The 21,216-nt window shown below is 72.9% G+C and carries 19 protein-coding genes; 6 read left to right on the top strand and 13 right to left on the bottom strand.

Going from position 1 to position 21,216, the window contains the following annotated elements; translation table 11 throughout:
* The first annotated feature begins 103 nt into the window (after positions 1-103).
* Together ACGH52_RS27610 and ACGH52_RS27605 are read left to right on the top strand one after the other, a co-directional pair.
* Complete coding sequence (locus ACGH52_RS27610; protein ID WP_399943183.1) at positions 104-1,273, top strand: CAP domain-containing protein; 1,170 nt, start codon at positions 104-106, stop codon at positions 1,271-1,273.
* Positions 1,274-1,350: 77 nt separating this feature from the next.
* Positions 1,351-1,755 (top strand): helix-turn-helix domain-containing protein, encoded by a 405-nt coding sequence (locus ACGH52_RS27605; protein WP_059300792.1) that lies wholly within the window; start codon positions 1,351-1,353, stop codon positions 1,753-1,755.
* Here ACGH52_RS27605 and mutM read toward each other — a convergent pair.
* The 11 genes from mutM to ACGH52_RS27550 all read right to left on the bottom strand — a co-directional run bounded on the left by mutM (position 1,745) and on the right by ACGH52_RS27550 (position 13,912).
* Complete coding sequence (mutM, locus tag ACGH52_RS27600) at positions 1,745-2,605, bottom strand: bifunctional DNA-formamidopyrimidine glycosylase/DNA-(apurinic or apyrimidinic site) lyase (RefSeq protein WP_059300791.1); 861 nt, start codon at positions 2,603-2,605, stop codon at positions 1,745-1,747. The two genes, ACGH52_RS27605 and mutM, sit on opposite strands and share 11 nt — an antisense overlap.
* A gap of 44 nt (positions 2,606-2,649) precedes the next feature.
* Positions 2,650-5,100: a hypothetical protein gene (locus ACGH52_RS27595; protein ID WP_399943179.1), complete on the bottom strand. Its 2,451-nt coding sequence runs from the start codon at positions 5,098-5,100 to the stop codon at positions 2,650-2,652.
* A gap of 13 nt (positions 5,101-5,113) precedes the next feature.
* Complete coding sequence (locus ACGH52_RS27590; RefSeq protein ID WP_238696608.1) at positions 5,114-5,554, bottom strand: hypothetical protein; 441 nt, start codon at positions 5,552-5,554, stop codon at positions 5,114-5,116.
* Positions 5,555-5,648: 94 nt separating this feature from the next.
* Positions 5,649-6,479, bottom strand: a complete 831-nt coding sequence (rnc, locus tag ACGH52_RS27585; RefSeq protein WP_193777418.1) for a ribonuclease III — start codon at positions 6,477-6,479, stop codon at positions 5,649-5,651.
* A gap of 7 nt (positions 6,480-6,486) precedes the next feature.
* Entirely contained in the window at positions 6,487-6,660 is a 174-nt protein-coding gene (rpmF, locus tag ACGH52_RS27580; protein ID WP_003951102.1) for a 50S ribosomal protein L32, read from the bottom strand.
* A gap of 2 nt (positions 6,661-6,662) precedes the next feature.
* Entirely contained in the window at positions 6,663-7,316 is a 654-nt protein-coding gene (locus ACGH52_RS27575) for a DUF177 domain-containing protein (RefSeq protein ID WP_059300789.1), read from the bottom strand.
* 144 nt (positions 7,317-7,460) lie between these two features.
* Complete coding sequence (locus tag ACGH52_RS27570; RefSeq protein ID WP_210974438.1) at positions 7,461-8,603, bottom strand: cell division initiation protein; 1,143 nt, start codon at positions 8,601-8,603, stop codon at positions 7,461-7,463.
* 133 nt (positions 8,604-8,736) lie between these two features.
* Positions 8,737-9,216, bottom strand: coding sequence for a pantetheine-phosphate adenylyltransferase (gene coaD, locus ACGH52_RS27565; protein WP_076976499.1), 480 nt, complete (start codon positions 9,214-9,216; stop codon positions 8,737-8,739).
* Between the two features lie 26 nt (positions 9,217-9,242).
* A complete protein-coding gene (rsmD, locus tag ACGH52_RS27560) occupies positions 9,243-9,830 on the bottom strand; it encodes a 16S rRNA (guanine(966)-N(2))-methyltransferase RsmD (RefSeq protein ID WP_059300786.1) in 588 nt (195 codons plus the stop codon).
* 55 nt (positions 9,831-9,885) lie between these two features.
* A complete protein-coding gene (gene recG, locus ACGH52_RS27555) occupies positions 9,886-12,102 on the bottom strand; it encodes an ATP-dependent DNA helicase RecG (RefSeq protein ID WP_399943174.1) in 2,217 nt (738 codons plus the stop codon).
* 61 nt (positions 12,103-12,163) lie between these two features.
* Positions 12,164-13,912, bottom strand: coding sequence for a DAK2 domain-containing protein (locus ACGH52_RS27550; protein WP_399943171.1), 1,749 nt, complete (start codon positions 13,910-13,912; stop codon positions 12,164-12,166).
* Positions 13,913-14,179: 267 nt separating this feature from the next.
* On the opposite strand from ACGH52_RS27550, the gene rpmB reads away from it, so the two are divergent.
* The 3 genes from rpmB (at position 14,180) to ACGH52_RS27535 (ending at position 18,861) form a co-directional block, all read left to right on the top strand.
* Positions 14,180-14,365 (top strand): 50S ribosomal protein L28, encoded by a 186-nt coding sequence (gene rpmB, locus ACGH52_RS27545; protein ID WP_003973430.1) that lies wholly within the window; start codon positions 14,180-14,182, stop codon positions 14,363-14,365.
* 136 nt (positions 14,366-14,501) lie between these two features.
* A complete protein-coding gene (locus ACGH52_RS27540; protein ID WP_399943167.1) occupies positions 14,502-17,534 on the top strand; it encodes an ATP-binding protein in 3,033 nt (1,010 codons plus the stop codon).
* Between the two features lie 124 nt (positions 17,535-17,658).
* Entirely contained in the window at positions 17,659-18,861 is a 1,203-nt protein-coding gene (locus ACGH52_RS27535; protein ID WP_399943164.1) for an FAD-dependent monooxygenase, read from the top strand.
* Here the strand turns inward: ACGH52_RS27535 and thiD are convergent.
* Positions 18,842-19,642 (bottom strand): bifunctional hydroxymethylpyrimidine kinase/phosphomethylpyrimidine kinase, encoded by an 801-nt coding sequence (gene thiD / locus ACGH52_RS27530; RefSeq protein WP_399943161.1) that lies wholly within the window; start codon positions 19,640-19,642, stop codon positions 18,842-18,844. The two genes, ACGH52_RS27535 and thiD, sit on opposite strands and share 20 nt — an antisense overlap.
* On the bottom strand, positions 19,639-20,607 hold the full coding sequence (locus ACGH52_RS27525) for a thiamine-phosphate kinase (RefSeq protein WP_052838407.1): 969 nt from the start codon (positions 20,605-20,607) through the stop codon (positions 19,639-19,641). The genes thiD and ACGH52_RS27525 overlap by 4 nt, the downstream gene beginning before the upstream one ends.
* Before the next feature lie 239 nt (positions 20,608-20,846).
* Between ACGH52_RS27525 and ACGH52_RS27520 the strand changes: the two genes are divergently transcribed.
* The gene (locus ACGH52_RS27520) at positions 20,847-21,080 is read left to right on the top strand and encodes an Lrp/AsnC family transcriptional regulator (protein WP_003973433.1); all 234 of its coding nucleotides are present in this window, start codon (positions 20,847-20,849) and stop codon (positions 21,078-21,080) included.
* Positions 21,081-21,216: the final 136 nt, after the last annotated feature.

The following is a 21,216-nucleotide window of genomic DNA, read 5'->3' as shown; positions in this document are numbered from 1 at the left end:
TCACCTGAAACTCACTCGAACGTGTGAGTTTCGTGTTGATCTTGAGCACAACCGACCGCGAGGGCACGCCCGGCGCGAGGACGAGGACGAGGAAGGCCAGGACATGGGACGCCACCGACGCTCCGCCGCCGGCCGCGCCGCGGAAGGCCACCAGCCGGACGGTACGGCGGGACGGCGCCGCGACCCGCTCTCCCCGGACGCGGACGAGGCCCCCACGATGGGCATCGCCCCCTATCTGAACCCCGAGGCCTACGCCGAGGCCCGCGCCAAGAGCGACGCCTACCTGTTCGCGGACGGCCCGGACGGCGAGGGCCCCGAGGCCGGCCGCACGGTCGCCTTCCCCAGGGACGGATACGCGCCCGACGGCGCCGCCACGCCCGGCGGAGGGCGTCGGCGCCGCCGGAAGAGGGCGGCCACTCCGGTCCGCGCCGGTCTGCTCGGCGTCTCCGCCGCGGTCGCCATCGGCACGGTGGCGGTGGCCACGGGCGTGGTGCCCGGCCTCGACAACTACCGGATCGGCGGCGGCAGCGGCGGTGGTGACCGGGTGCACGCCCAGGACGTCCCGACGAACAGTCCGTCGCAGCAGGGCGGCACCTCGGGCAGTGCCGACACCGGTCGGGGCGACGACGCCACGAGCCGCGGCACCGACCGCGCCTCCTCGCCCTCCCAGTCCTCCCCGTCGAAGGAGAAGGGGAAGGGGAAGTCCGCGGAGGACCCCCAGTCCTCCCCGCCGTCCTCGGCCTCCCCCTCCGCCTCGAAGCCCGCCGCCCCGGCCGGGACACCGTCGAAGAGCAAGAACCCGAGGACGACTCCCAGCACGAAGCCCGAGCCCGCCCCCTCGCGCCCGGCCACCCAGGAGCCCACGAAGCCCGGCGCGCCCGCCGCCGTCTCCGAGGAGGCCGTCGCCGAGGCGCAGGTGCTCAAGCTGGTCAACGACGAACGCGCCAAGGTGGGCTGCAGCCCGGTGGCCGCGAACAGCGCCCTGCGCGAACTGGCCGAGGACTTCAGCCGGGCCATGGCGACCCAGGGCTTCTTCGACCACACCGACCCCGGTGGCGCGACCCCCTGGGACCGTGCGGCGGCAGCGGGCATATCCGGTCTCGGCGGCGAGAACATAGCCCGCGGCCAGGCCGACGCCCAGGCCGTGATGGACGCCTGGATGAACAGCCCCGCCCACCGGGCCAACATCCTGAACTGCGACTTCAAGACCCTGGGAGTCGGCGTCCACTTCGGCTCCGGCGGCCCCTGGTGGACACAGGACTTCGGGTACTGAGCAACCGCACGGACCTCGCGCTGTTCCCCCCTCAGCGCGACCTGCGGTGCAGCGCTGTGCTCACGTACGCTGGACGCATGTCGACCACGCAGGAGCGCACGGCGGAGCAGGATCTGCCGTACGACGTGTTCTCCCGGGCCTGTCCCTCGCGCGGCACCCTGGAGCACGTCACGGGGCGCTGGGGCGCGCTGACGCTCGGCGCGTTGTACACGGGTTCCTTCCGGTTCAACGAGTTGCGGCGCCGGGTGGACGGTGTCAGCGAGAAGATGCTGGCGCAGACCCTGCACGCCCTGGAGCGCGACGGGCTGGTGCACCGTGAGGCGCAGCCGACCAACCCGCCTCGGGTGGACTACGAGCTGACGCCGCTCGGGCGCGAGGTGGCCGGGCGGCTGCTCGCGCTCATCGAGTGCGTCGAGGGGCGGATGGACGAGGTGCTGGCGTCGCGCGAGCGGTACGACGCGCGGCGGACGCCTACGGCGTGACCCTCGGCGCCCGCTGGCACTTCGGGCAGAAGTAGCTGGAGCGGTTCATCCACGGACGGCGGCGCATCGGTGTGGCGCAGCGGCGGCAGGGCAGGCCCTCGCGGCCGTACGCGTCGAGCGAGCGTTCGAAGTAGCCGGACTCTCCGTTGACGTTGACGTACAGGCTGTCGAAGCTGGTGCCGCCCACGGCGAGGGCCGCGTTCATGACGTCCCGGACGTGGCCGAGGAGTTCGGTGGTGCGGGGGCGGGTGAGGGTCGCCGTGGGGCGTTCGTAGTGCAGGCGGGCGCGCCACAGCGCCTCGTCCGCGTAGATGTTGCCGACGCCGCTGATCAGGGACTGGTCGAGCAGGGCCCGTTTGATCGTGGTGCGCTTGCGGCGCAGGGCGAGGTGGAACGCCTCGGCGTCGAAGAGGGGGTCCAGCGGGTCGCGGGCGATGTGCGCGATGACGTCGGGCAGTCCCTCGGGGGTGGTCTCGTGCAGGGAGAGGCCGCCGAAGGTGCGCTGGTCGACGAAGCGGAGTTCGGTGCCGAGGGCGTCGGCGAAGCGGACGCGGATGCGCAGGTGCTTCTCGGCGGGTGTCTCGTGCGGCTGGACCAGGAGCTGGCCGCTCATGCCGAGGTGGGCGAGGATCGCCTGGTCGGTGTCCTCCAGGGGCAGCCACAGGTATTTGCCGCGGCGGCTGGGTGTGCCGACGTGGTGGCCCGCCAGGCGGTGGGCGAAGTCGTCGGGCCCGGCGAGGTGCCGGCGTACCGCGCGCGGGTGCAGCACCTCGGCGTCGGCGACAGTGCGATGGGCGGCCCAGCGCTCCAGGCCGCGCCGGACGATCTCTACCTCGGGCAATTCGGGCACAACGCTCCTCTGACAGACGTTTCGCGGAAGCCTAGCGCGGGCAGTCAGCCCGGAACCTGCCCGACCGTCCTGCCGTCGGCGGTGAGGCCGTGCCTGAGCAATGCGTCAGCCTCAGCGCTCCTGCCCTGCTCCCGCAACAACTGGCGCAGCTCCCGGTCGGCACCCGGATCGCCGCGATCGACACAGGCTCGGAGCGCGTCCTCCCGGCCGTGCTTCCTGAGCAGCTTCGCCAACCCGTAGGTGCAGTGGGCGTCCCCGGATCTTTCCAGCGCCTCCAGCATCGACACGGCCAGGTCGACCGCTCCGTGCCTTTCCAGGCACTCGAGGATCTCCCGGTGCCTCCAGGACAGCCGACCGTACGCGGTGGCGGCGGTGACCGCCTCCTCGCACCGGCCTTCGGCCAGCAGGTGCCGGACAACGGCGTCGGCGGCGTGCTCGTCTCCGTCCGCGGCGCGTGCGCGCAGGTCGTCGATGCTCTCGGTGAGCTGCTGCAACCTGGCGAGGCAGGACGCCGCGTACACCTCGCCGTCGTCGGCGTACGGGATCAGCACGGCTGCGGCCTGCTCGGTACGGCCGCGCTCGTGCAGCATCCAGGCCGCCTTGACGGCGGAGCGGCAGTCACCGTCCGCCGCCCGTTCCAGCAGTTCGTCGAGGTGTCCTCCTTCAGCCAGGAAAGTGGCGAGGAGGTCGTCCAGGTCCATGTGCCCCTGTCCGGCCAGCTCCCGCAGGACGTCCAGGGCCTCGTCCTTCTCGTCCCGCTCGTGCAGGAGGTCGGCCAGGTAGTGGGCGGGCCAGAAGTATCCCTCGGCCGTGAGTTCGCGCAGCCGCTCTTCACGGCCGGTGTGCTTGAGGCTTTCGGCGTAGCACATCAGCAGGTCGTCGTCCGGCTCGTCGTCCCGGCGGAAGACCATGTCCAGGATGTCGGCCGCACGCTCCTCCTCGCCCTCGTCGCGCAGCAGTTCGGCCATCCGGCGCCAGGCTCCGAGGTCGTCGGGCTCAATCCGGTCGAGCAGCACCTGCATGGCCCAGCGCGGGTCGCCGTACTCGATGATGTGGCTGACGGCGTACTCGTTGCCCGCTTCCGCCAGGTCGGCGATCTCCTCGAAGTCCCAGCCGGCCAGGAGCACCTGGTAGAGGTCCGCCTGCGGGTCGTCGGACGCCGACAGCCGGTCGGCCATCTCCTGCGCGGCCTCCTCGTCCCGCATCCTCCGGTACAGCTCACCCAGGTCGTGCATCGCCGAGGCCGAACCCGCATCGACCGCCTTGCGCAGCAGTGGTACGGCTGCCGTGTAACGCAGGCGCGCAGCGGCGGCGTTACCGATCCGGGAAAGGTCGGCGGTATCCGTCAGATGCTCGGCGCACGCCTCCCAGAACGTCTCGGGCGGCGGCATCGCGCCTCGGACCGTGCCGGTGTGCTGGACCAGGTAATCGGCCACCCGGTAGCCATCGGGCCGGCCCATGACTCGGCCGACGCTCACGGGGACGAGGGCCGCGGTCGCGCCGAGCAGGGGCTGAGTGGCGTACGCCAGCGCGGCCTCGAACCAGTCCCCCGGGGCGCCTGCCCGTTCGGCTGGGCCGCAGTAGCCGGGCACGGCGGAGCGCAGAAGGCTCTCCGGGATCGGTGACTGTGCTCCGAGCAGGGTGGCGTCCACGGCTGCGGTCATCAGCGCCCGCTCGTAGGGCCCGGCGTGCTCCCACCGATGGACGAGCTGGGGAGCCCCGGCGATGACCTGCGTCAGGCCGAAGTCCTCGGACGTGAGCGCGACCCGCAGCCGCTCGTCGGTCAGGGAGCGGACGGCCGCCCGCTCCCTCTCGGCGGCCGAGAAACTCGAGCCGACATGCACGACGTCCGCGAGTTTGAGCAGGTCACGCTCGACGCAGTGGCGGTCGTCCTCCTCCTTCGAGGTGTGCGGCACGCTCCACGCGTCGTAGTAGTGGGGCCACAGGGTGCCGACGATCAGCACCTCGGGGGCCAGCAGTGCACGGACGGTCGCCGCTGTCAGGCCCCTGTCGTCGGCGAGGTGGTTCTGCAGCTCGTCGAGCCAGACCACCACCTTCCGCCGAGCGGCAAGACGCTGGAGCTCACCGGCGTCCACCGGTTGCACCAGCCCCCAGTCGGGCACCGCGTCGCGGATCGCCTCGTACAGCGAACGGGTTTTCCCCACCGAGGAACCACCCACGAGCAGGACGAAGCCGCCGCGTTCGGCAGCCGCCGCGATCAGCGGACGCAGTCCGTCGCCGTCCCGGGTGTCGAGGTCTCGTGGGACGTACGCCGGCAGGGCGGGAGTGTCTGTGCCCGGCACCCGGATCGGCCGGTGCACGCCGAGTCGCAGCGGATCGGCGTCCCGTACCCGCAGGAGTGGCACCTCGGGTGCCGTCCTGCGGTCTGCGCCTCCGGCGTACACGGTGACCGGGCCGTGGATCTGCCCGACCTGGAAGCTGTCCCGGCCGATGGCCGAGCCCTCCACCCTGTTGCTGTCCCCCGCCGGTACCACCCGTGCCTCCAGGTCAGTCGCGGTCGGTGGACCCGATGTGGGCGTCGCCGCCGACGTATCCGATCTGGATGCTGTCACCGCCGATGACACTGCCGACGACGACCGGCGATCCGTCACCGGCGCGTACGGTGCCGGGCGCCTGGCCGAGCAGGGCGCGGACGTCCGCGGCAAGTTCCTCGTCCGCGAGAAGTGCCTTGCGGATGGCCCTGCGCAGAGCGGCCACCGTGTCCGGGTCGTGTGGTTCCTCCGCGACGTCGGCCAGCGCCTCGGGCAGTTCCTCGCCCTCCGCGCGGACGCCGAAGATCCGCTGCGCCAGCCGCCGCCCCAGGGCGACGGTCGCGGTGGCCGCCTCCTCCTGGGTCCGGGCCAGCACGGCGACTCCGTACGCGCCCGCGGCCGCGGTGACGTAGGGAGCGATCTCCCCCACCACCTGTGCCACATCCCCTGACATCATCCAGCTCCTCCCTGGTACGGCTCACCGTACGGGCCGAGCGCCCGCCCCTCCTGGAGGGCCGGGCGCTCGGGTGCGCTTGCTGCTGTGTTGCCGGTCAGGCGGAGGCGGACGCCTCGTCGGGGTTCGCGTCGACGGCGTTGGCCGTCGCCTTGGCGCGCTCGTCCGCCGCGGCCCGGATGGACCGCCACGCGGATTCCGCGGCCTGCTGCTCCGCCTCCTTCTTGCTGCGGCCGGTGCCGGTGCCGTACGAGACGCCTCCGACGCGGGCGGCAGCAGTGAAGGTCTTCTCGTGGTCGGGGCCGGTCTCCGTGACCAGGTACTCGGGGACGCCGAGCCCTTCGGTCGCGGTCAGCTCCTGGAGGCTGGTCTTCCAGTCCAGGCCGGCACCGAGGTTCGAGGACTTCTCGATCAGCGGGTCGAACAGGCGGTGCACCAGTTCGGAGGCCGCGTCGAGGCCCTGGTCGAGATAGACCGCGCCGATCACCGCTTCGAGGGTGTCGGCGAGGATGGACGCCTTGTCCCGGCCGCCCGTGCCCTCTTCACCGCGGCCGAGCCGGATGAAGGAGCCGAGTTCGAGCCCGCGGCCCACCTGAGCCAGCGCACGCGAGTTGACCACCGCGGCCCGCAACTTGGCCAGCTGGCCTTCGGGCAGGTCGGGGTGGGTGCGGTACAGCGTGTCCGTGACGACGAGGCCGAGCACGGAGTCCCCGAGGAACTCCAGCCGCTCGTTCGTCGGCAGACCGCCGTTCTCGTACGCGTAGGAACGGTGGGTCAGTGCACGCACCAGAAGGGCGGACTCGAGCTGATAGCCGAGCCGCCCTTCCAGAAGCGTGTGGGACGAGGCCTGGGTGTCCGCCTTCTTCTTGGCGGGTGGGTCCGCCTTGGCGTCTTCCGCCTTCTTGGGGACTGACACAGTGCCTCTCACCAGCCGCTCAGACCTCGAGGACCTGGCGCTTGTTGTAAGTGCCGCAAGACGGGCACGCGATGTGCTGCTGCTTGGGCTCGTGGCAGCGCTCGCACGCAACCAGGGTGGGGACCGCAGCCTTCCACTGCGACCGGCGGTGGCGCGTGTTGCTGCGCGACATCTTCCGCTTCGGAACAGCCACGGCTACTTCTCCTGCTTCTCGGCGGCGTCCGCGGAGTCTGCCCCGTCGCCGCTCATCTCGTCCTTCTCGCCGTCTCCGAGTGAACCGGCGAGTCCCTGCAATGCCGCCCAACGGATGTCGACGGCGTCGTGGTGGTGGTCCGGGTCGTCCGACAGGCGCACTCCGCACTCGGAGCACAGACCCTGGCAGTCTTCCTGGCACACCGGCTGCATCGGCAGTGCGAGCACCACCGCGTCGCGCAGCACGGGTTCGAGGCCGATCAGTCCGTCCTCGACGAAGAACCTGTCCTCGTCGTCCTCGGCGTCGTCGCCCGGTTCCGCCACGGGGCGGCCACGGTCGTCGGCGTCAGGGTACGAGAACAGCTCCTGGAAGTCCGCTTCGAGCTGCTGCTCCAGCGGCTCCAGACACCTTACGCACTCCCCCTCGGCCCTGGCACGGGCGGTGCCTGTGACGAGCACCCCTTCCATGACCGACTCGAGCCGGAGATCGAGTTCCACGGGGGCGCCTTCCGGCACTCCGATGACTCCCTGGAGACCGAAGTCCTTGGGAGCGTCGACCGTGCGGGTCAGGCGCTGGAGCGCACCGGGCCGCCGTCCCAGCTCGTGCGTGTCGAACACGAGGGGGTCGCGGTGGTCGAGGCGCGCGTTCAGAACCATTCCTGCTTTCGGTCTTCGTGGGTTGGGGGTGCCGCCCTTCGGTGTTCCCGGGCAGCGGCGATCGCGGACGTACACGCGACCGAAGAGCCAGGATACTGGACCAATCGCTCTCGGCCCAATCCGGCCCGGGGCACCCCGCTGCCCCTAGAGCCCGCGGCCCTGTTCGTACGCGCGCAGCTGCTCGGCGCTGATCATGCTGGTGTCGAAGAGGCTGGTCTCGTCGAGCGCCTGCGGCTGGGCCTGCGGGGGGTGCGGAGGCTGCTGCGGGGGGTGCGGGGGCTGCTGCGGCTGGGCGTAGCCCTGCTGTCCGTCGTACGCCTGCTGCCCGCCGCCGTACTGGTAGGCGTACGGGTCGGCGCCCTGCTGCTGGTAGCCGTACGGGTCCTGACCGGCGTCGTAGGTCTGTTGGTAGGCCGCGTAGGGGTCGGGCTGCTGCGGGGCGTAGCCGTACGCCGGTTCCTGGGCGGGCATCTCGGGCACGGCCTGCGCCGGCACCTGGGCGACTGCGGGCTGCCGCTCGCCGTACTGCGGCTGTGCGGGCTGCTCGGCGGCGGCCGGAGCGGGGACGTCGGAGAGGCCCGCGAGGTCGGCGAGGTAGTCGGCGTCGCTGGAGTGCTGGACGGTGGTCATGTCGTCGGCGAGGGCGCCGAGGTCGTCGGTGGCGATGCGGCCGTGCAGCTTCTGGCGGCCCTTGCCGACCGCGTCCAGCGTCTTGGCGAGCACGGCCTCGAAGGCGCCGAGCTTGGTGTCGACGTAGGCGTCGGCGTCGCGGCGCAGGGTCTCCGGGTCGTGGCTGCGCTCGGGGGCGTCCTCGTCCTCGTAGCCGTTCTCGTCGAGGCCGGGTCCGGTGCCGAGGAGCTTCTCGCGGCCCCGGCCGACGGAGCCGAGGGTCTTGGTGAGGACGACCTCGAAGTTGGCGAGCTTGGAGTCGACGTAGTCGTCGGCCTCGGCGCGCACCTCCTCGGCCTCCTGGCGGGCCTCGGCGAGGATCCGGTCGGCCTCGGCCTGGGAGCGGCGGGCGACCTCGGTGTCGGCGATCAGGGAGCCGCGCTCGGCGTGCGCGCTCTCGATGATCCGGTCGGCCTCCTGGCGGGCCTGCGCGACCATCTGCTCGCGGTCGCCGATCAGCTCCTGCGCCTGGGCGAGGGAACCGGGCAGCTGCGCGCGCAGTTCTTCCAGCATCGAGAGCAGTTCGGCGCGGTTGACCACGCACGAGGCCGACATGGGCATGGCGCGGGCGCCGGAGACCATCGCGGTGATCTCGTCGAGCTTGTTCTGCACGTCCACCGTGTGCTCGCCACTCTCTACAGCTGTGTTGGAGACGGACGGGACGACTGTACGACCCCGGGGTGTCCCGGGGACACCGGGTGACGGGTTGTCAGTCTCCGTGCGCGGCGACGGTGGCTGTGCGACGGGGCGGTCAGCGGCCGCGCAGACGCTCCGTGAGCGCTTCGAGGACCAGCGGCGGCACCAGGTGGGCGACGTCGCCGCCCCAGGTCGCGACCTCCTTGACCAGGGAGGACGACAGGAAGCTGTAGGTGGGGTTGGTGGGGATGAAGAGGGTCTCCACTCCGGAGAGGCCGTTGTTCATCTGGGCCATCTGCAGCTCGTAGTCGAAGTCGCTGACCGCGCGCAGGCCCTTGACGATGGCCGGGATCTCGCGCTGCTTGCAGAAGTCGACGAGCAGGCCGTGGAAGGACTCGACGCGGACGTTCCCGTACTCGGCGGTGACCTGGCGGATGAGGTCGATCCGCTCCTCGATCTCGAACAGGCCCTTCTTCGCCTGGTTGATCATCACGGCGACGTAGACCTCGTCATAGAGGCTGGAGGCCCGGGCGATGATGTCGAGGTGTCCGTTGGTGATCGGGTCGAACGACCCGGGACAGACGGCACGGCGCACTTGTGTTCCCTCGCTCTCCGGTCCGGTCATCGTGCGTCTTCGCACGTAGAGGCGGCGCGACCGTACCAAAACGTTCCCTCGCCGTAGCGACGGGCCCGGATCGCTTCGAAGCCGTGCGGCCAGCGGAATTCGCCGCCCCTGGTGCTGCGCTCCACGGTGACGAGCGCTTCGGTCCCGAGCCACCCCTCCGTACGGAGTGTGAGCAGGATCTCCCGAAGATCGTCGTCCGAGACGGCGTACGGCGGGTCCAGGAACACGACGTCGTACGGCTCGTCCGGGGCCGGGGTGCGGATGATCTGTTCCGCTTTGCCCGCCCTGACCTCGGCGCCGGGCAGACCGAGGGACGAGACGTTCTCCCGGACCGTGCGGGCGGCACGGGCGTCGGCCTCGACGAGCAGGACGTGCCCCGCGCCGCGCGAGAGCGCCTCCAGACCGACGGCGCCGGAGCCCGCGTACAGGTCGAGGACCCGCTCGCCGTCCAGCGGGCCACCGAGCAGGGACTGCCAGGTGGAGAACAGGCCCTCGCGCGCGCGGTCGGAGGTGGGGCGGGTGCCGGTCCCCGGCGGGACGGCCAGGCGACGTCCGCCGGCCTTGCCGGCGATCACGCGGGTCATTTCTGCGTCCTTGTCGGTGTACTCGGGTGGACGGACGGTGTCCGTTGCCAGTCTGTCAGCCCTTCTCCAGATACTGCTCCCGGTCCTCGTCCAGCAGCGCCTCGAGGGCCGTGCGCAGCCCCGGCAGACCGGTCAGCTCCGGGTCGGCGGCGACGACGGCCGCGGCCTCCACTCTGGCCTCCGCGATGATCTCCTCGTCCTCGATGACGGCGAGGACGCGCAGGGAGGTGCGGGCGCCGGACTGGGCCTGGCCGAGGACGTCGCCCTCTCGGCGCTGTTCGAGGTCGATGCGGGACAGCTCGAAGCCGTCGCGGGTGCTCGCGACCGCGTTCAGCCGCTGCCGGGCCGCGCTCGCCTCGGGCATCTCGCTGACCAGCAGGCACAGGCCGGGAGCGGAACCGCGGCCGACCCGGCCGCGCAGCTGGTGCAGCTGGGAGACGCCGAAGCGGTCGGCGTCCATGATCACCATCGCGGTGGCGTTGGGGACGTTCACGCCGACCTCGATGACGGTGGTGGCGACCAGGACGTCGGTCTCCCCGGCGGCGAAGCGGCGCATCACCGCGTCCTTGTCGTCGGGCTGCATCCTGCCGTGCAGCACCTCCACCTTGAGGCCCTGGAGCGGGCCCTTGGCGAGCTGCTCGGCGATGTCGAGCACGGCGAGCGGGGGGCGCTTCTCGGCGTCGTCCTCCGGCGATGTGCGCGGGGCGGCCTTCTTCTTCGGGTCGTCGTCCTCGTCGCCGATGCGGGGGCAGACGACGTACGCCTGGTGGCCGCCCGAGACCTCCTCGCGGACCCGCTCCCAGGCGCGGGCGAGGAAGTGCGGTTTGTCGGCGGCCGGGACGACATGGCTGGCGATCGGGGACCGGCCGGCCGGGAGCTGGTCCAGGACGGAGGTCTCCAGGTCGCCGAAGACCGTCATCGCGACGGTGCGCGGGATGGGCGTGGCGGTCATGACGAGCAGGTGCGGGGGCTGCTTGCCCTTGCCGCGCAGGGCGTCGCGCTGCTCGACGCCGAAGCGGTGCTGCTCGTCGACGACGACCAGGCCGAGGTCGTGGAACTGGACCTTGTCCTCGATCAGGGCGTGGGTGCCGATGACGATGCCCGCCTCGCCGGTGGCCAGGTCGAGCAGGGCGTGCCGGCGGGCGGCGGCGCCCATGGAGCCGGTGAGCAGCACCACCTTGGTGGCCTGCTCGGCGCCGCCCAGCATGCCGCCCTCGGCCAGCTCGCCCATCATCTCGACGACCGACCGGTGGTGCTGCTGGGCGAGCACCTCGGTGGGCGCCAGCATCACGGCCTGTCCGCCCGCGTCGACGACGGCGAGCATGGCGCGCAGGGCGACCAGGGTCTTGCCGCTGCCCACCTCGCCCTGGAGCAGCCGGTGCATCGGGTGGTCGGTGGCGAGGTCGTCGAAGATCTCGCGGGAGACCCGCTGCTGGCCGTCGGTGAGGGTGAAGGGGAGGCGGTCGTCGAAGGCGGTGAGCAGGCCGTCCGGGCGGGGCTTCCTGGGAACGGCGGGGAGTTGGGTCTCGGCGTGGCGGCGGCGGGCGAGGGCGACCTGGAGGACGAAGGCCTCGTCCCACTTCAGACGGGCCCGGGCGTCCTCGATGTCGGCCTTGGTGTGCGGGCGGTGGATCTTGAGGAGGGCCTCGGGCAGGGAGACCAGGCCCCGGCCCGCGCGCAGGGAGTCCGGCAGGGGGTCGACGGCTTCCCGGGCGCTGGGCAGCACCGTCTGGATCGCCTTGGCGAGCTTCCAGGACTCCAGCTTGGCGGTGGCGGGGTAGAGGGGGATGAGAGCGCCCGCCCAGGACTCGACGGACTCCTCGCCCTCGGAGTCGCCGCGCAGCAACTCGTACGCCGGATGGGCCAGTTGCAGGCGGCGGTTGAAGACGGAGACCTTGCCCGAGAACATCGCCCGGGTGCCCGGCAGGAGTTCCTTGTGGGGCTTGTGCACGCCGTTGCCGAAGAAGACCAGTTGGAGGCGGCCGCTGCCGTCCGTGATGGTCACTTCGAGGCGCTGCCCCTTGCCGCGCGGGGCCTTCGAGGAGGCGAAGGTGTGCAGCCGGGCGTCGGCGACCTGGGCGACCACGGTGACGTGCTCGTCCATGGGCAGGTCGGCGAGGTGGGTGAGCTGACCGCGCTCCTCGTATCTCCTCGGGTAGTGGTGGAGGAGGTCGCCGACGGTGTGCAGGCCGAGGTGCTCGGCCATCACCTTCGCGGTGGCGGGGCCGAGCACCTTCTTCAGGGGTTCTTGCAGTGCGGGCACGAGATCCATTGCACACCACGCCACTGACAACGGCCCAGGGGAGCGCCGTACCGGCCTGCCGCCGTTGCGTCTACTCCACGCCGACCAGCAGCAGGGCGCGCTGTCGGCCGCCCCGGTAGACCACCGTGTCGACGGCGAGGTAGGCCGCCCGGACGCGGGCCTCCAGCCGGTCGGCGACGTCCTGCGGGGCCTCGTCGCCGAGGACGAGGGTGACCAGCTCGCCGCCGGCCGACAGCATGCGGTCCAGGACGGTGGCGGCGACCTGTGAGACGTCCGCGCCGATCACGGCCACGTCGCCGTCGATTAGGCCGAGCACGTCACCGGCCTGGCAGATGCCCGCCGTGGTCCAGGACTGGCGTTCGGCGACGGTGACCTCGGCGTGGCGGGTGGCGCCGGCCGCCGAGGTCATCGCGACCACGTCCTCGTCGAAGCGGCGCTCGGGCTCGTGCACGGCGAGCGCGGCGATGCCCTGGACCGCGGAGCGGGTCGGGATGAGGGCGACGCGGATGCCCTCGGTGCGGGCCTGCTCGGCCGCCGCGGCCGCGGTGTGACGCAGTTCGGCGTCGTTGGGCAGCAGCACCACCTCGCGGGCGTGCGCCCGCCGGACGGCCTGGACCAGCTCGCCGCTCGCGGGCGGCTCCCCGGGGCGGGCGAGGAGGGTGGTCGCGCCGGCCTCGGCGTACAGCGCCGCCAGCCCCTCCCCCGGTACGACGGCCACCACGGCGCGCTGGGTGCGCTCCCGGGGCGGGCGCTCGGCCTTGGTGGTGTGCGCGTCGCCGTGTCCGAAGTGGGTGATGCGGATCCGGTACGGCCGCCCGGCCTCGACGCCCGCCTCGACGGCGGCGCCGGCGTCGTCGACGTGCACGTGGATGTTCCACAGTCCGTCGCCGCCGACCACGACGAGCGAGTCCCCGAGGGCGTCGAGCCGCTGCCGCAGGCGGGCCACGGCCGCGTCCTCGGCCTCCAGCAGGTAGATCACCTCGAAGGCGGGACCGTTCTCGCCCTCGTCGGTGGGGGGCTCCTCCCGCGTGGGGGGCTCCTCCCGCGTGGGGTGCTCCTCCCGCGTGGGGTGCTCCTCCCGTATGGCGTGCTCCACGCGCGCGTGCGGCAGCGCGAGGGGGCCCGGCGCCCGGCCCGTGAACGTCTCCACCAGGGCCGCGAGGACCGTCACCAGTCCGTGCCCGCCCGCGTCGACCACTCCGGCGCGCTCCAGGACGGGCAGCTGGCCCGGGGTGGCGGCGAGTGCCGCGCGGGCGCCCTCGTAGGCGGCGCGGGCCACCTCGGCGCAGTCGCCCTCGGCACCGTCGGCCGCGTCCGCGGCGGCCGAGGCGACGGTCAGGACGGTGCCCTCGACCGGGTGGGCCACGGCCTGCCGGGCGGAGACGGCCGCGTGCCGCAGGGCCAGCCGCAGTCCGGGCCCTTCGGTGTGGGCGGAGTCGCCCCGCGCGGTGAGCACCTGGGCCATGCCGCGCAGCAGCTGCGCGAGGATCGTGCCGGAGTTGCCCCGCGCCCCGATCAGCGCGCCGTGCGCCATGGCGCCCACCGCGTCGGCCAGCGAGGGCCCCGTGTCCGCGCCCAGGGGCGCCTCGCCCGTGGCCCGGGGGCCTTCGTCGACCTCGTGGGCCGCGAAGACGGCCTCCACGGCGGCGACGGCGGACTCGACGGTCAGGTAGAGGTTCGTGCCGGTGTCCCCGTCGGCGACGGGATAGACGTTGATCGCGTCGATCTCCTCGCGCGCCCGTCCCAGCGCGCGCAGCGACAGACCGCACCAGGTACGCACCGCCAGAGCGTCGAAGAACCTCTGCGGTACCTGCGCCACCTGCGCCTCCCTGAGCTGCGGACGTGGCTGGCAGCGTAGACCTTGGGAACCCGGTCCACCGGAAGAGGGCCGGTACGGGCCCCTGAGCTGCCGTGGTAGTTTCGTTGTACGGGAGCAGCCGTTGTATGCTGCTCCGGTTGCCCGATCCCGATCGGGCCATCCCCCTGGCACCGCCACTCAGATCCCGGGACCGTTCGCGGCTCCGAGAGCTTGATCCCGGCATGCCGGGATCAACCGTAAGTGCATCTGAAGTCTTTGGAGTGACCCGTGGCTGCCAACTGCGACGTCTGCGGCAAGGGGCCGGGCTTCGGCAACAACATCTCGCACTCGCACCGCCGTACGTCCCGTCGCTGGAACCCGAACATCCAGCGTGTGCGTACCGTGGTGAGCGGGACGCCGAAGCGCGTGAACGCTTGCACCTCGTGCATCAAGGCCGGCAAGGTCTCGCGCTGACGCATCAGCTGAGCGCGCGGCCACTGCCTGGTCCGCTGCACAGAGCCGGTCCACCTCGTGTGGGCCGGCTTTTTGCCGTGCTCTCCCCCCTCACCGGGCCGGAACCGGGGTAACCCGCCGTGCCAGAATCCCGGGAATGCGCTTCGGGATCCTCGGCCCCCTGGACATCCGCACCGACGACGGCACCCCCGTCGACCCCGGCGGCCCCCGGCCCCGGGCGCTGCTGACGCTCCTGCTCCTCGACGCCGGCCGCACGGTCCCCGCGGCCCGGCTGATCGACGGCCTGTACGGCAGCGAGCCGCCCGCCGGTGCCGCGAACGCCCTCCAGTCGCAGATCTCACGCCTTCGCGGACGGCTGGCCCCGCACACGCCCGTCGAGGGCAGCGGCGCCGGATACCGCGTCCTCACACCGCCCGAATCCGTCGACAGCCACGTATTCGAACGTCTGTGCGGTGAGGGACGTGCCGCTCTGGCCGCCGGTGACCACGCGCGCGCGGCAGCCGGGTTGCGGGAGGCGCTCGCGCTGTGGCGCGGACCCGCGCTGCCCGACCTGCCGGAGGCGCCCGCCGAGACGGCCCGGCTCACGGAGCTGCGGCTGACCGCCGTACAGGACCGGGTCGAGGCGGAACTGGCGCTCGGGGGCGGCGCCGAGCTGGTGCCCGAGCTGCGGGGGCTGCTGTCCGCGCACCCCCTGAGCGAGCGGCTGTACGGGCAGCTGATGCGGGCCCTGCACGCGGGCGGGCGGCCCGCCGAGGCGCTGACCGTGTACGAGGAGGCGCGGCGCACACTGGCCGAGCAGCTCGGCGTCGATCCCTCGCCCGAGCTGTCCGCCCTCCACGGCGAATTGCTCCGGGGTCACCCCTCCACCGCCCCGCGCCGGCCGCGGCTGCCCGCCCAGCTGACCCGCTGCGTCGGCCGGGACGCGGAGCTGGAGCGCATCACCGCCCTGTTCGCCGACGCCCGCCTGGTCACGCTCACCGGCCCCGGCGGCACCGGCAAGACCCGGCTCGCGATCGAGGCGGCGAGCCGGTGCGACCCGTCGGTCTCCCCCGCGGACGTCTGCTTCGTCGAGCTGGCGCCCCTGACCGACGGCGGGCAGATCCCGTACGCCGTGCTCACCGCGCTCGGTGTGCGCGAGGGTTTCCGCACCGCGGGCGTGGACGCCACCGAGCGGCTGCTGACCGCCCTGGAGGACCGCGAGGCGCTGCTCGTGCTGGACAACTGCGAGCACCTGGTCGACGCGGCCGCCGCGCTGGCGGCACTGCTGCTGGGCGCCTGCCGGGGCGTACGGATCCTCGCCACCAGCCGCGAAAGTCTGGGGATCACCGGCGAGGCCCTGGTGCCGGTTCCGCCGCTGTCGCCGCGCCCGTCGGTCGAGCTGTTCCTGGAACGAGCCCGCGCGGTGCGCCCCGGTTTCGACGGCCACGCGCGCGTGCCGGAGATCTGCGCGGCGCTGGACGGGCTGCCCCTGGCCATCGAGCTGGCGGCGGCCCGGCTGCGCACCCTCGGCCCGGACGAGCTGGCCGACCGCCTGGACGACCGCTTCCGTCTGCTCAGCCGGGGCGACCGTTCCAAGGCGCCCCGCCACCGCACGCTGCGCGCCGTCGTCGAGTGGAGCTGGGAGCTGCTCGACGCGGAGGAGCGGGAGCTGGCCCGGCGGCTGGCGGTCTTCACCGGGGGCGCCACGCTGGAGGCCGTGGAGGCGGTGTGCGGGGTGCCGCACCCGGAGGACCTGCTGGCCTCGCTCGTGGAGAAGTCGCTCCTGGAGCACCTGCCCGAGGGCCGCTACCGGATGCTGGAGACGCTTCGCGCGTTCGCGGCGGAGGGCCTGACCGACCGCGACGGTCTGCGGGACGTGCATGCGGCGTACTTCCTGGACCTGGCCGAGCGGGCGGAGCCGCACCTGCGCACCGGCGGTCAGCTGCCCTGGCTGGCCCGGCTCACCGCCGAGCTGGGCAATCTGGACGCCGCCCAGCGGCACCTCACGGAGACCGACCCGCGCGAGGCCCTGCGGTTCATGGCCGCGCTGACCTGGTTCCACTGGCTGCGCGGCCTGCACGGCGAACAGGTGCCGCGGGCCCGCGCGCTGCTGGCGACGGTCGGCGAGGAGCCGCCCGCGGGGCTGGCCGAGGAGTACGCCCTGTGCGCCTTGAACACGATCTCCTGGGACGGGGACGGTGATCCGGCCGGGGCCGGGCGGGTCGCGCGGGCGTCGGCGCTGATGGAGTCGCTGGACCGGCCGCTGCGGCTGCCGTTCGCGGTCGTCCTGCACTCCGTCACCTGCGGGCCCGTGCTCGTGGCGGACGGCGTGCCGAGGGTCCAGGTCGGAAATGCCCCCTGGGGGCTGGCCCTGCTCGACATGGGGATCGGCTACCAGGAGCTGTTCGCGGGCCGGGCGGACGAGGCGGAGGCCGCCTTCACCCGCTCCCTGGAGCGGTTCAGCGTCACCGGTGACCGTTGGGGCATGGCCAACTGCCTCGACCCGCTGGGCGGTTTCGCCAACCGGCGCGGCGCGTACGACCGAGCCCTCGAACTGCTCGACGAGGGCCTGGCACACGTCCGGGAGCTGGAGGCGCCCGAGGAGACCGCCGACCTGCTGCGCTCGCGCGCGCTCGTGCTGCTGCACCGGGGCGAGACCGAGGAGGCCGCCACGCACTTCACGCGCTCCGCGGCCCTCGCCCGCACGGCCGGGGCCGGTGACAAGGTGGCGAGCGCCCGGCGGGGTCTGGGCGACGTGGCCCGGCTCAGCGGTGACACGGCACGCGCGCGCGTGGAGTACGAGAACGCGCTGCGGTTGTGCGCCGACAACTGGTTCAGCACCGGCGAGTCGGTCCGCATCCTGGTGGGCCTGGGCCGCACGTCCGCCGCGGAGGGCGATGCCGAGTCCGCCGCCGACTGGCTGGAGCAGGCCCGGGTGCTCGCCCTCGACTCGCCCGACGTGCTCGCCCTGGCGGAGGTCGCCGAGTCCCTGGCCGTCGTCGCCCCGGACCCGGAACGCGCCGCCGAACTCCTCGGCGCCGCCACGGGGCTGCGCGGCGCCCCGGCCCCCGGCGACCCGGACGCCGCCCACGCCGAGCGGAACGTCCGCGCCCGGCTCGCCCCCGAGGCGTACGACCGCGCCTTCGAGCGGGGACGGGGGCTGCGGGCGGCGGCGGTGGCCGAGCGGTAGGCGGCGGCCGACGGACGGCGACCACCCGTGCCCCGCAAGGCGCACCCCGTGCGGTCAGCCCCCGGCGACCCGCGGTAAGCGGACGGTGGGCGAACGGTCAGCGGTGGTGCCGAGGCTCTGTGGCATGACGCATCCACACCGACTCGGCCACCTCACCGTCCTCGTATCCGGCGCCGGCGTCGCCGGGCCCGCCCTCGCCCTCTGCCTCGCCCGCTACGGTGCCCGGGTCACCGTCGTCGAGAAGGCGCCCGCGCTGCGCGACGACGGCTTCGCCGTCGACTTCCGGGGCCAGGTGCACCGCAGGGTGCTCACCGCCATGGGCGTCTGGGACGAGATCCACGCCCGCCAGACGCACATGGGCCGGCAGACCGTCGTCGACGCCGACGGCACGCCGCGCGTGGACCTGCCCGCCGAGATGATGAGCGGGGACGTGGAGATCTTCCGCGGCGAACTGGCGAGGATCCTGCACGAGCGCACCGAGGGCACCGTCGAGTACGTCTTCGGCGACTCGGTCGACACGCTCACCGACACCGGGGACGCGGTGGACGTCACCTTCGAGCGCGCCGCGCCCCGCCGCTTCGACCTCGTCGTCGGCGCCGACGGCCTGCACTCGCACACCCGTCGCCTGGTCTTCGGCGACGAGTCCCGGTACCTGCGCTTCCAGGACCACTACGTGGCCGGTTTCGGCGTCCCCAACCACCTGGGCCTCGACCGCACCGGCCGCTTGTACAGCGAGCCCGGCCGCGCGGTCTGCGTCGGCAACTACGACGGGGACCCGGAGCGCGCGGGCGCCCTCCTGGTGTTCCGCTCGCAGCCGTTGGCGTACGACCGCGCGGACGTGGCCGCGCAGAAGCGGATCCTGCGGGAGCGGTTCGCGGGCATGGGCTGGGAGGCGCCGAGCGTACTGAAGGCGCTGGAGGAGGCCGACGACCTGTACTTCGACGCGATCGCGCAGATCCACGTCGACCGGCTCACCGAGGGGCGCGTGGTGCTGCTCGGCGACGCCGGGTACGGCGCCACGATGGGCGGCATGGGCACGGGCGTCGCGATCGTCGGCGCCTACGTCCTGGCCGGGGAACTCGCCCTGGCCGCGGGCGACCACCGCACCGCGTTCGCCGAGTACGAGACGCGGATCCGGGACTTCGCCAAGGGCTGCCAGAAGATCTCCGGCAACGCGGGCCCGTTCTTCGCCCCGCCCACCGAGCGCCGTATCCGCAGCCGCGACCGCATGTACCGGCTGCTCAGCCACCGTCTGATGGCGGGCGTCTTCAAGCGGCTCACGGAGAAGGCGGCCACCGGCATCGAACTCAGGGAGTATCCCGCCTGAGCGCCCAGCCGTGGTCCACCGGTCCGATGCCGCCGCCGAGCGGGAACCCGGCTGCGATCGCCCCGGTGACGTACTCCTTGGCCGCTCTCACCGCATCCGGCACCGACTGCCCCTTCGCCAGCCCGCAGGCCACGGCCGAGGCGAGCGTGCAGCCGGTGCCGTGCGTGTGCCGGTTGTCGAGGCGGGGGGCGCGCAGCCAGTGCTCCTCGGAACCGTCGGTGAGCAGGTCGACGGCGTCGCCGGCCAGGTGGCCGCCCTTGATCAGCACCCAGCGCGGGCCGTACTCCAGCACGGCGGCCGCGGCCCGGCGCAGGTCGGTGTCGGACTCGACGCGTACGCCGGTGAGTTGGGCGACCTCGTCGAGGTTGGGCGTGGCGACGGTGGCGACCGGGAGGAGCCTGGTGCGGACCGACTCCAGGGCCGAGGCGGCGAGCAGCGCGTCCCCGTGCTTGGAGACGCCGACCGGGTCGACGACGGCGGGCGCGTCGGTCCCGGCGAGCAACTCGGCGACGGTCTCCACCAGTTCGGCCGAGGACAGCATCCCGGTCTTGACCGCCTGGACGCCGATGTCGTCCACGACGCTGCGGTACTGGGCGCGCACCGCGTCCGCGGGCAGTTCCCAGGCGCCCTGCACGCCGCGGGAGTTCTGCGCGGTGACCGCGGTGAGGACGCTCATGCCGTGGGTGCCGAGGGCGAGCATCGTCTTCAGGTCGGCCTGGACGCCGGCGCCGCCTCCGGAGTCGGAGCCCGCCACGGTGAGGACCAGGGGCAGGGCGGTCACGACTCCACGTCCCCGCCGAAGTGGTCCCAGCCGCCCTTGCTGGTCCACGGTGCCCCGTCCACGGTCACCTGGGGCAGCGCGGAGGGGTTGAGGACCTCGCCGATGACCTTCCAGCGGGCGGGGAGCTTCACGTCCGGCGGGAAGGTCGCCACGATCGCGTGATCCTCGCCGCCGGTGAGCACCCACTGCATGGGGTCGACGCCGACGGCCTGCCCGATGTCGTTCATCTGGGAGGGGATGTCGATCTGCCCGGAGCGCACGTCGATCCTGACCTTGCTGGCCTCGGCGATGTGCCCCAGGTCGGCGATGAGCCCGTCGCTCACGTCGCACATGGCGGTGGCGCCCAGGCCCGCGGCGGCCGGACCCGCGTGGTACGGCGGCTCGGGGCGGCGGTGGGCCTCGACGAAGGCGCGGGGCGAGCGGAAACCGCGGGAGAGGACGGCGAACCCGGCGGCGGACCAGCCCAGCCAGCCGGTCACCGCGACGAGGTCGCCGGGCTGGGCCCCGCCCCTGGTCACGGGTTCCTGGTTGCGCAGGTCGCCGAGGGCGGTGATGGAGACGGTGATGGTGTCGCCGCGCACCACGTCGCCGCCGACCACGGAGGCGCCCGCGACCTGGCACTCGTCGCGCAGCCCGTCCATCAGCTCGGTCGGCCAGGTCACCGGCAGTTCGGCGGGCACGACCAGGCCGAGCAGCAGCGCGGTCGGCACGGCGCCCATGGCGGCGATGTCGGCCAGGTTCTGCGCCGCCGCCTTGCGGCCCACGTCGTACGCGGTGGACCAGTCGCGGCGGAAGTGCCGCCCCTCGACGAGGATGTCGGTGCTGGCCACCACCCTGCGGTCGGGCGCGGCCACCACCGCGGCGTCGTCGCCGGGGCCGACCCGGACCGCGGGGGTGGTGGTGAGACGGGAGGTGAGCTCCCTGATGAGCCCGAACTCCCCCAGCTCACCAACAGTGCCCTTCATCGCCTTGGCTCCCCTTCCGTCCCTGTCCCTGTCCGTGTCCGTGCCCGGTCGCGCGTCATCTCTGTCCTCGTTACGGTCGAAAGGACCGTCGCCACGGTCGGCGTGATCGTCAACTCGTGTCCCTCAGGCACCCCGACGCGCGAGGTCCGGGGCCCGCGGGTCTCCCCGCGGAGAGCGGCTACGCGATACCGTGGCGTTCCTTTTCCCCACATGATCCTCGTGGCCGCTCTGGAGGTTCCGTGGTACAGGCGTACATCCTGATCCAGACGGAGGTCGGCAAGGCGTCGACCGTCGCCGAGACGATCAGCAAGCTCCCTGGGGTGATCCAGGCCGAGGACGTGACAGGACCTTACGACGTCATCGTCCGCGCCCAGTCCGACACCGTCGACGAACTGGGTCGCATGGTGGTCGCCAAGGTCCAGCAGGTGGACGGCATCACCCGCACCCTGACCTGTCCGGTCGTCCATCTCTAGCTCCTGCCTCCTGTCCGCCGCTCGGTCCCGTCCTGTTGATCGCCGCCGCGTGCTGTTCCTCAGCAGACGACGGCGAGTGGATGACGGTTCCCGGAGCGGACAGGAAACCCGCTGATCATACTGCGAGAAGGCGACC

The sequence above is a fragment of the Streptomyces sp. BBFR25 genome (genome assembly GCF_044590125.1).
Lineage (GTDB): Bacteria > Actinomycetota > Actinomycetes > Streptomycetales > Streptomycetaceae > Streptomyces > Streptomyces canus_D.
The sequence above is the reverse complement of the archived record's forward strand: the minus strand, read 5'-3'. Positions and strand labels throughout refer to the sequence as shown.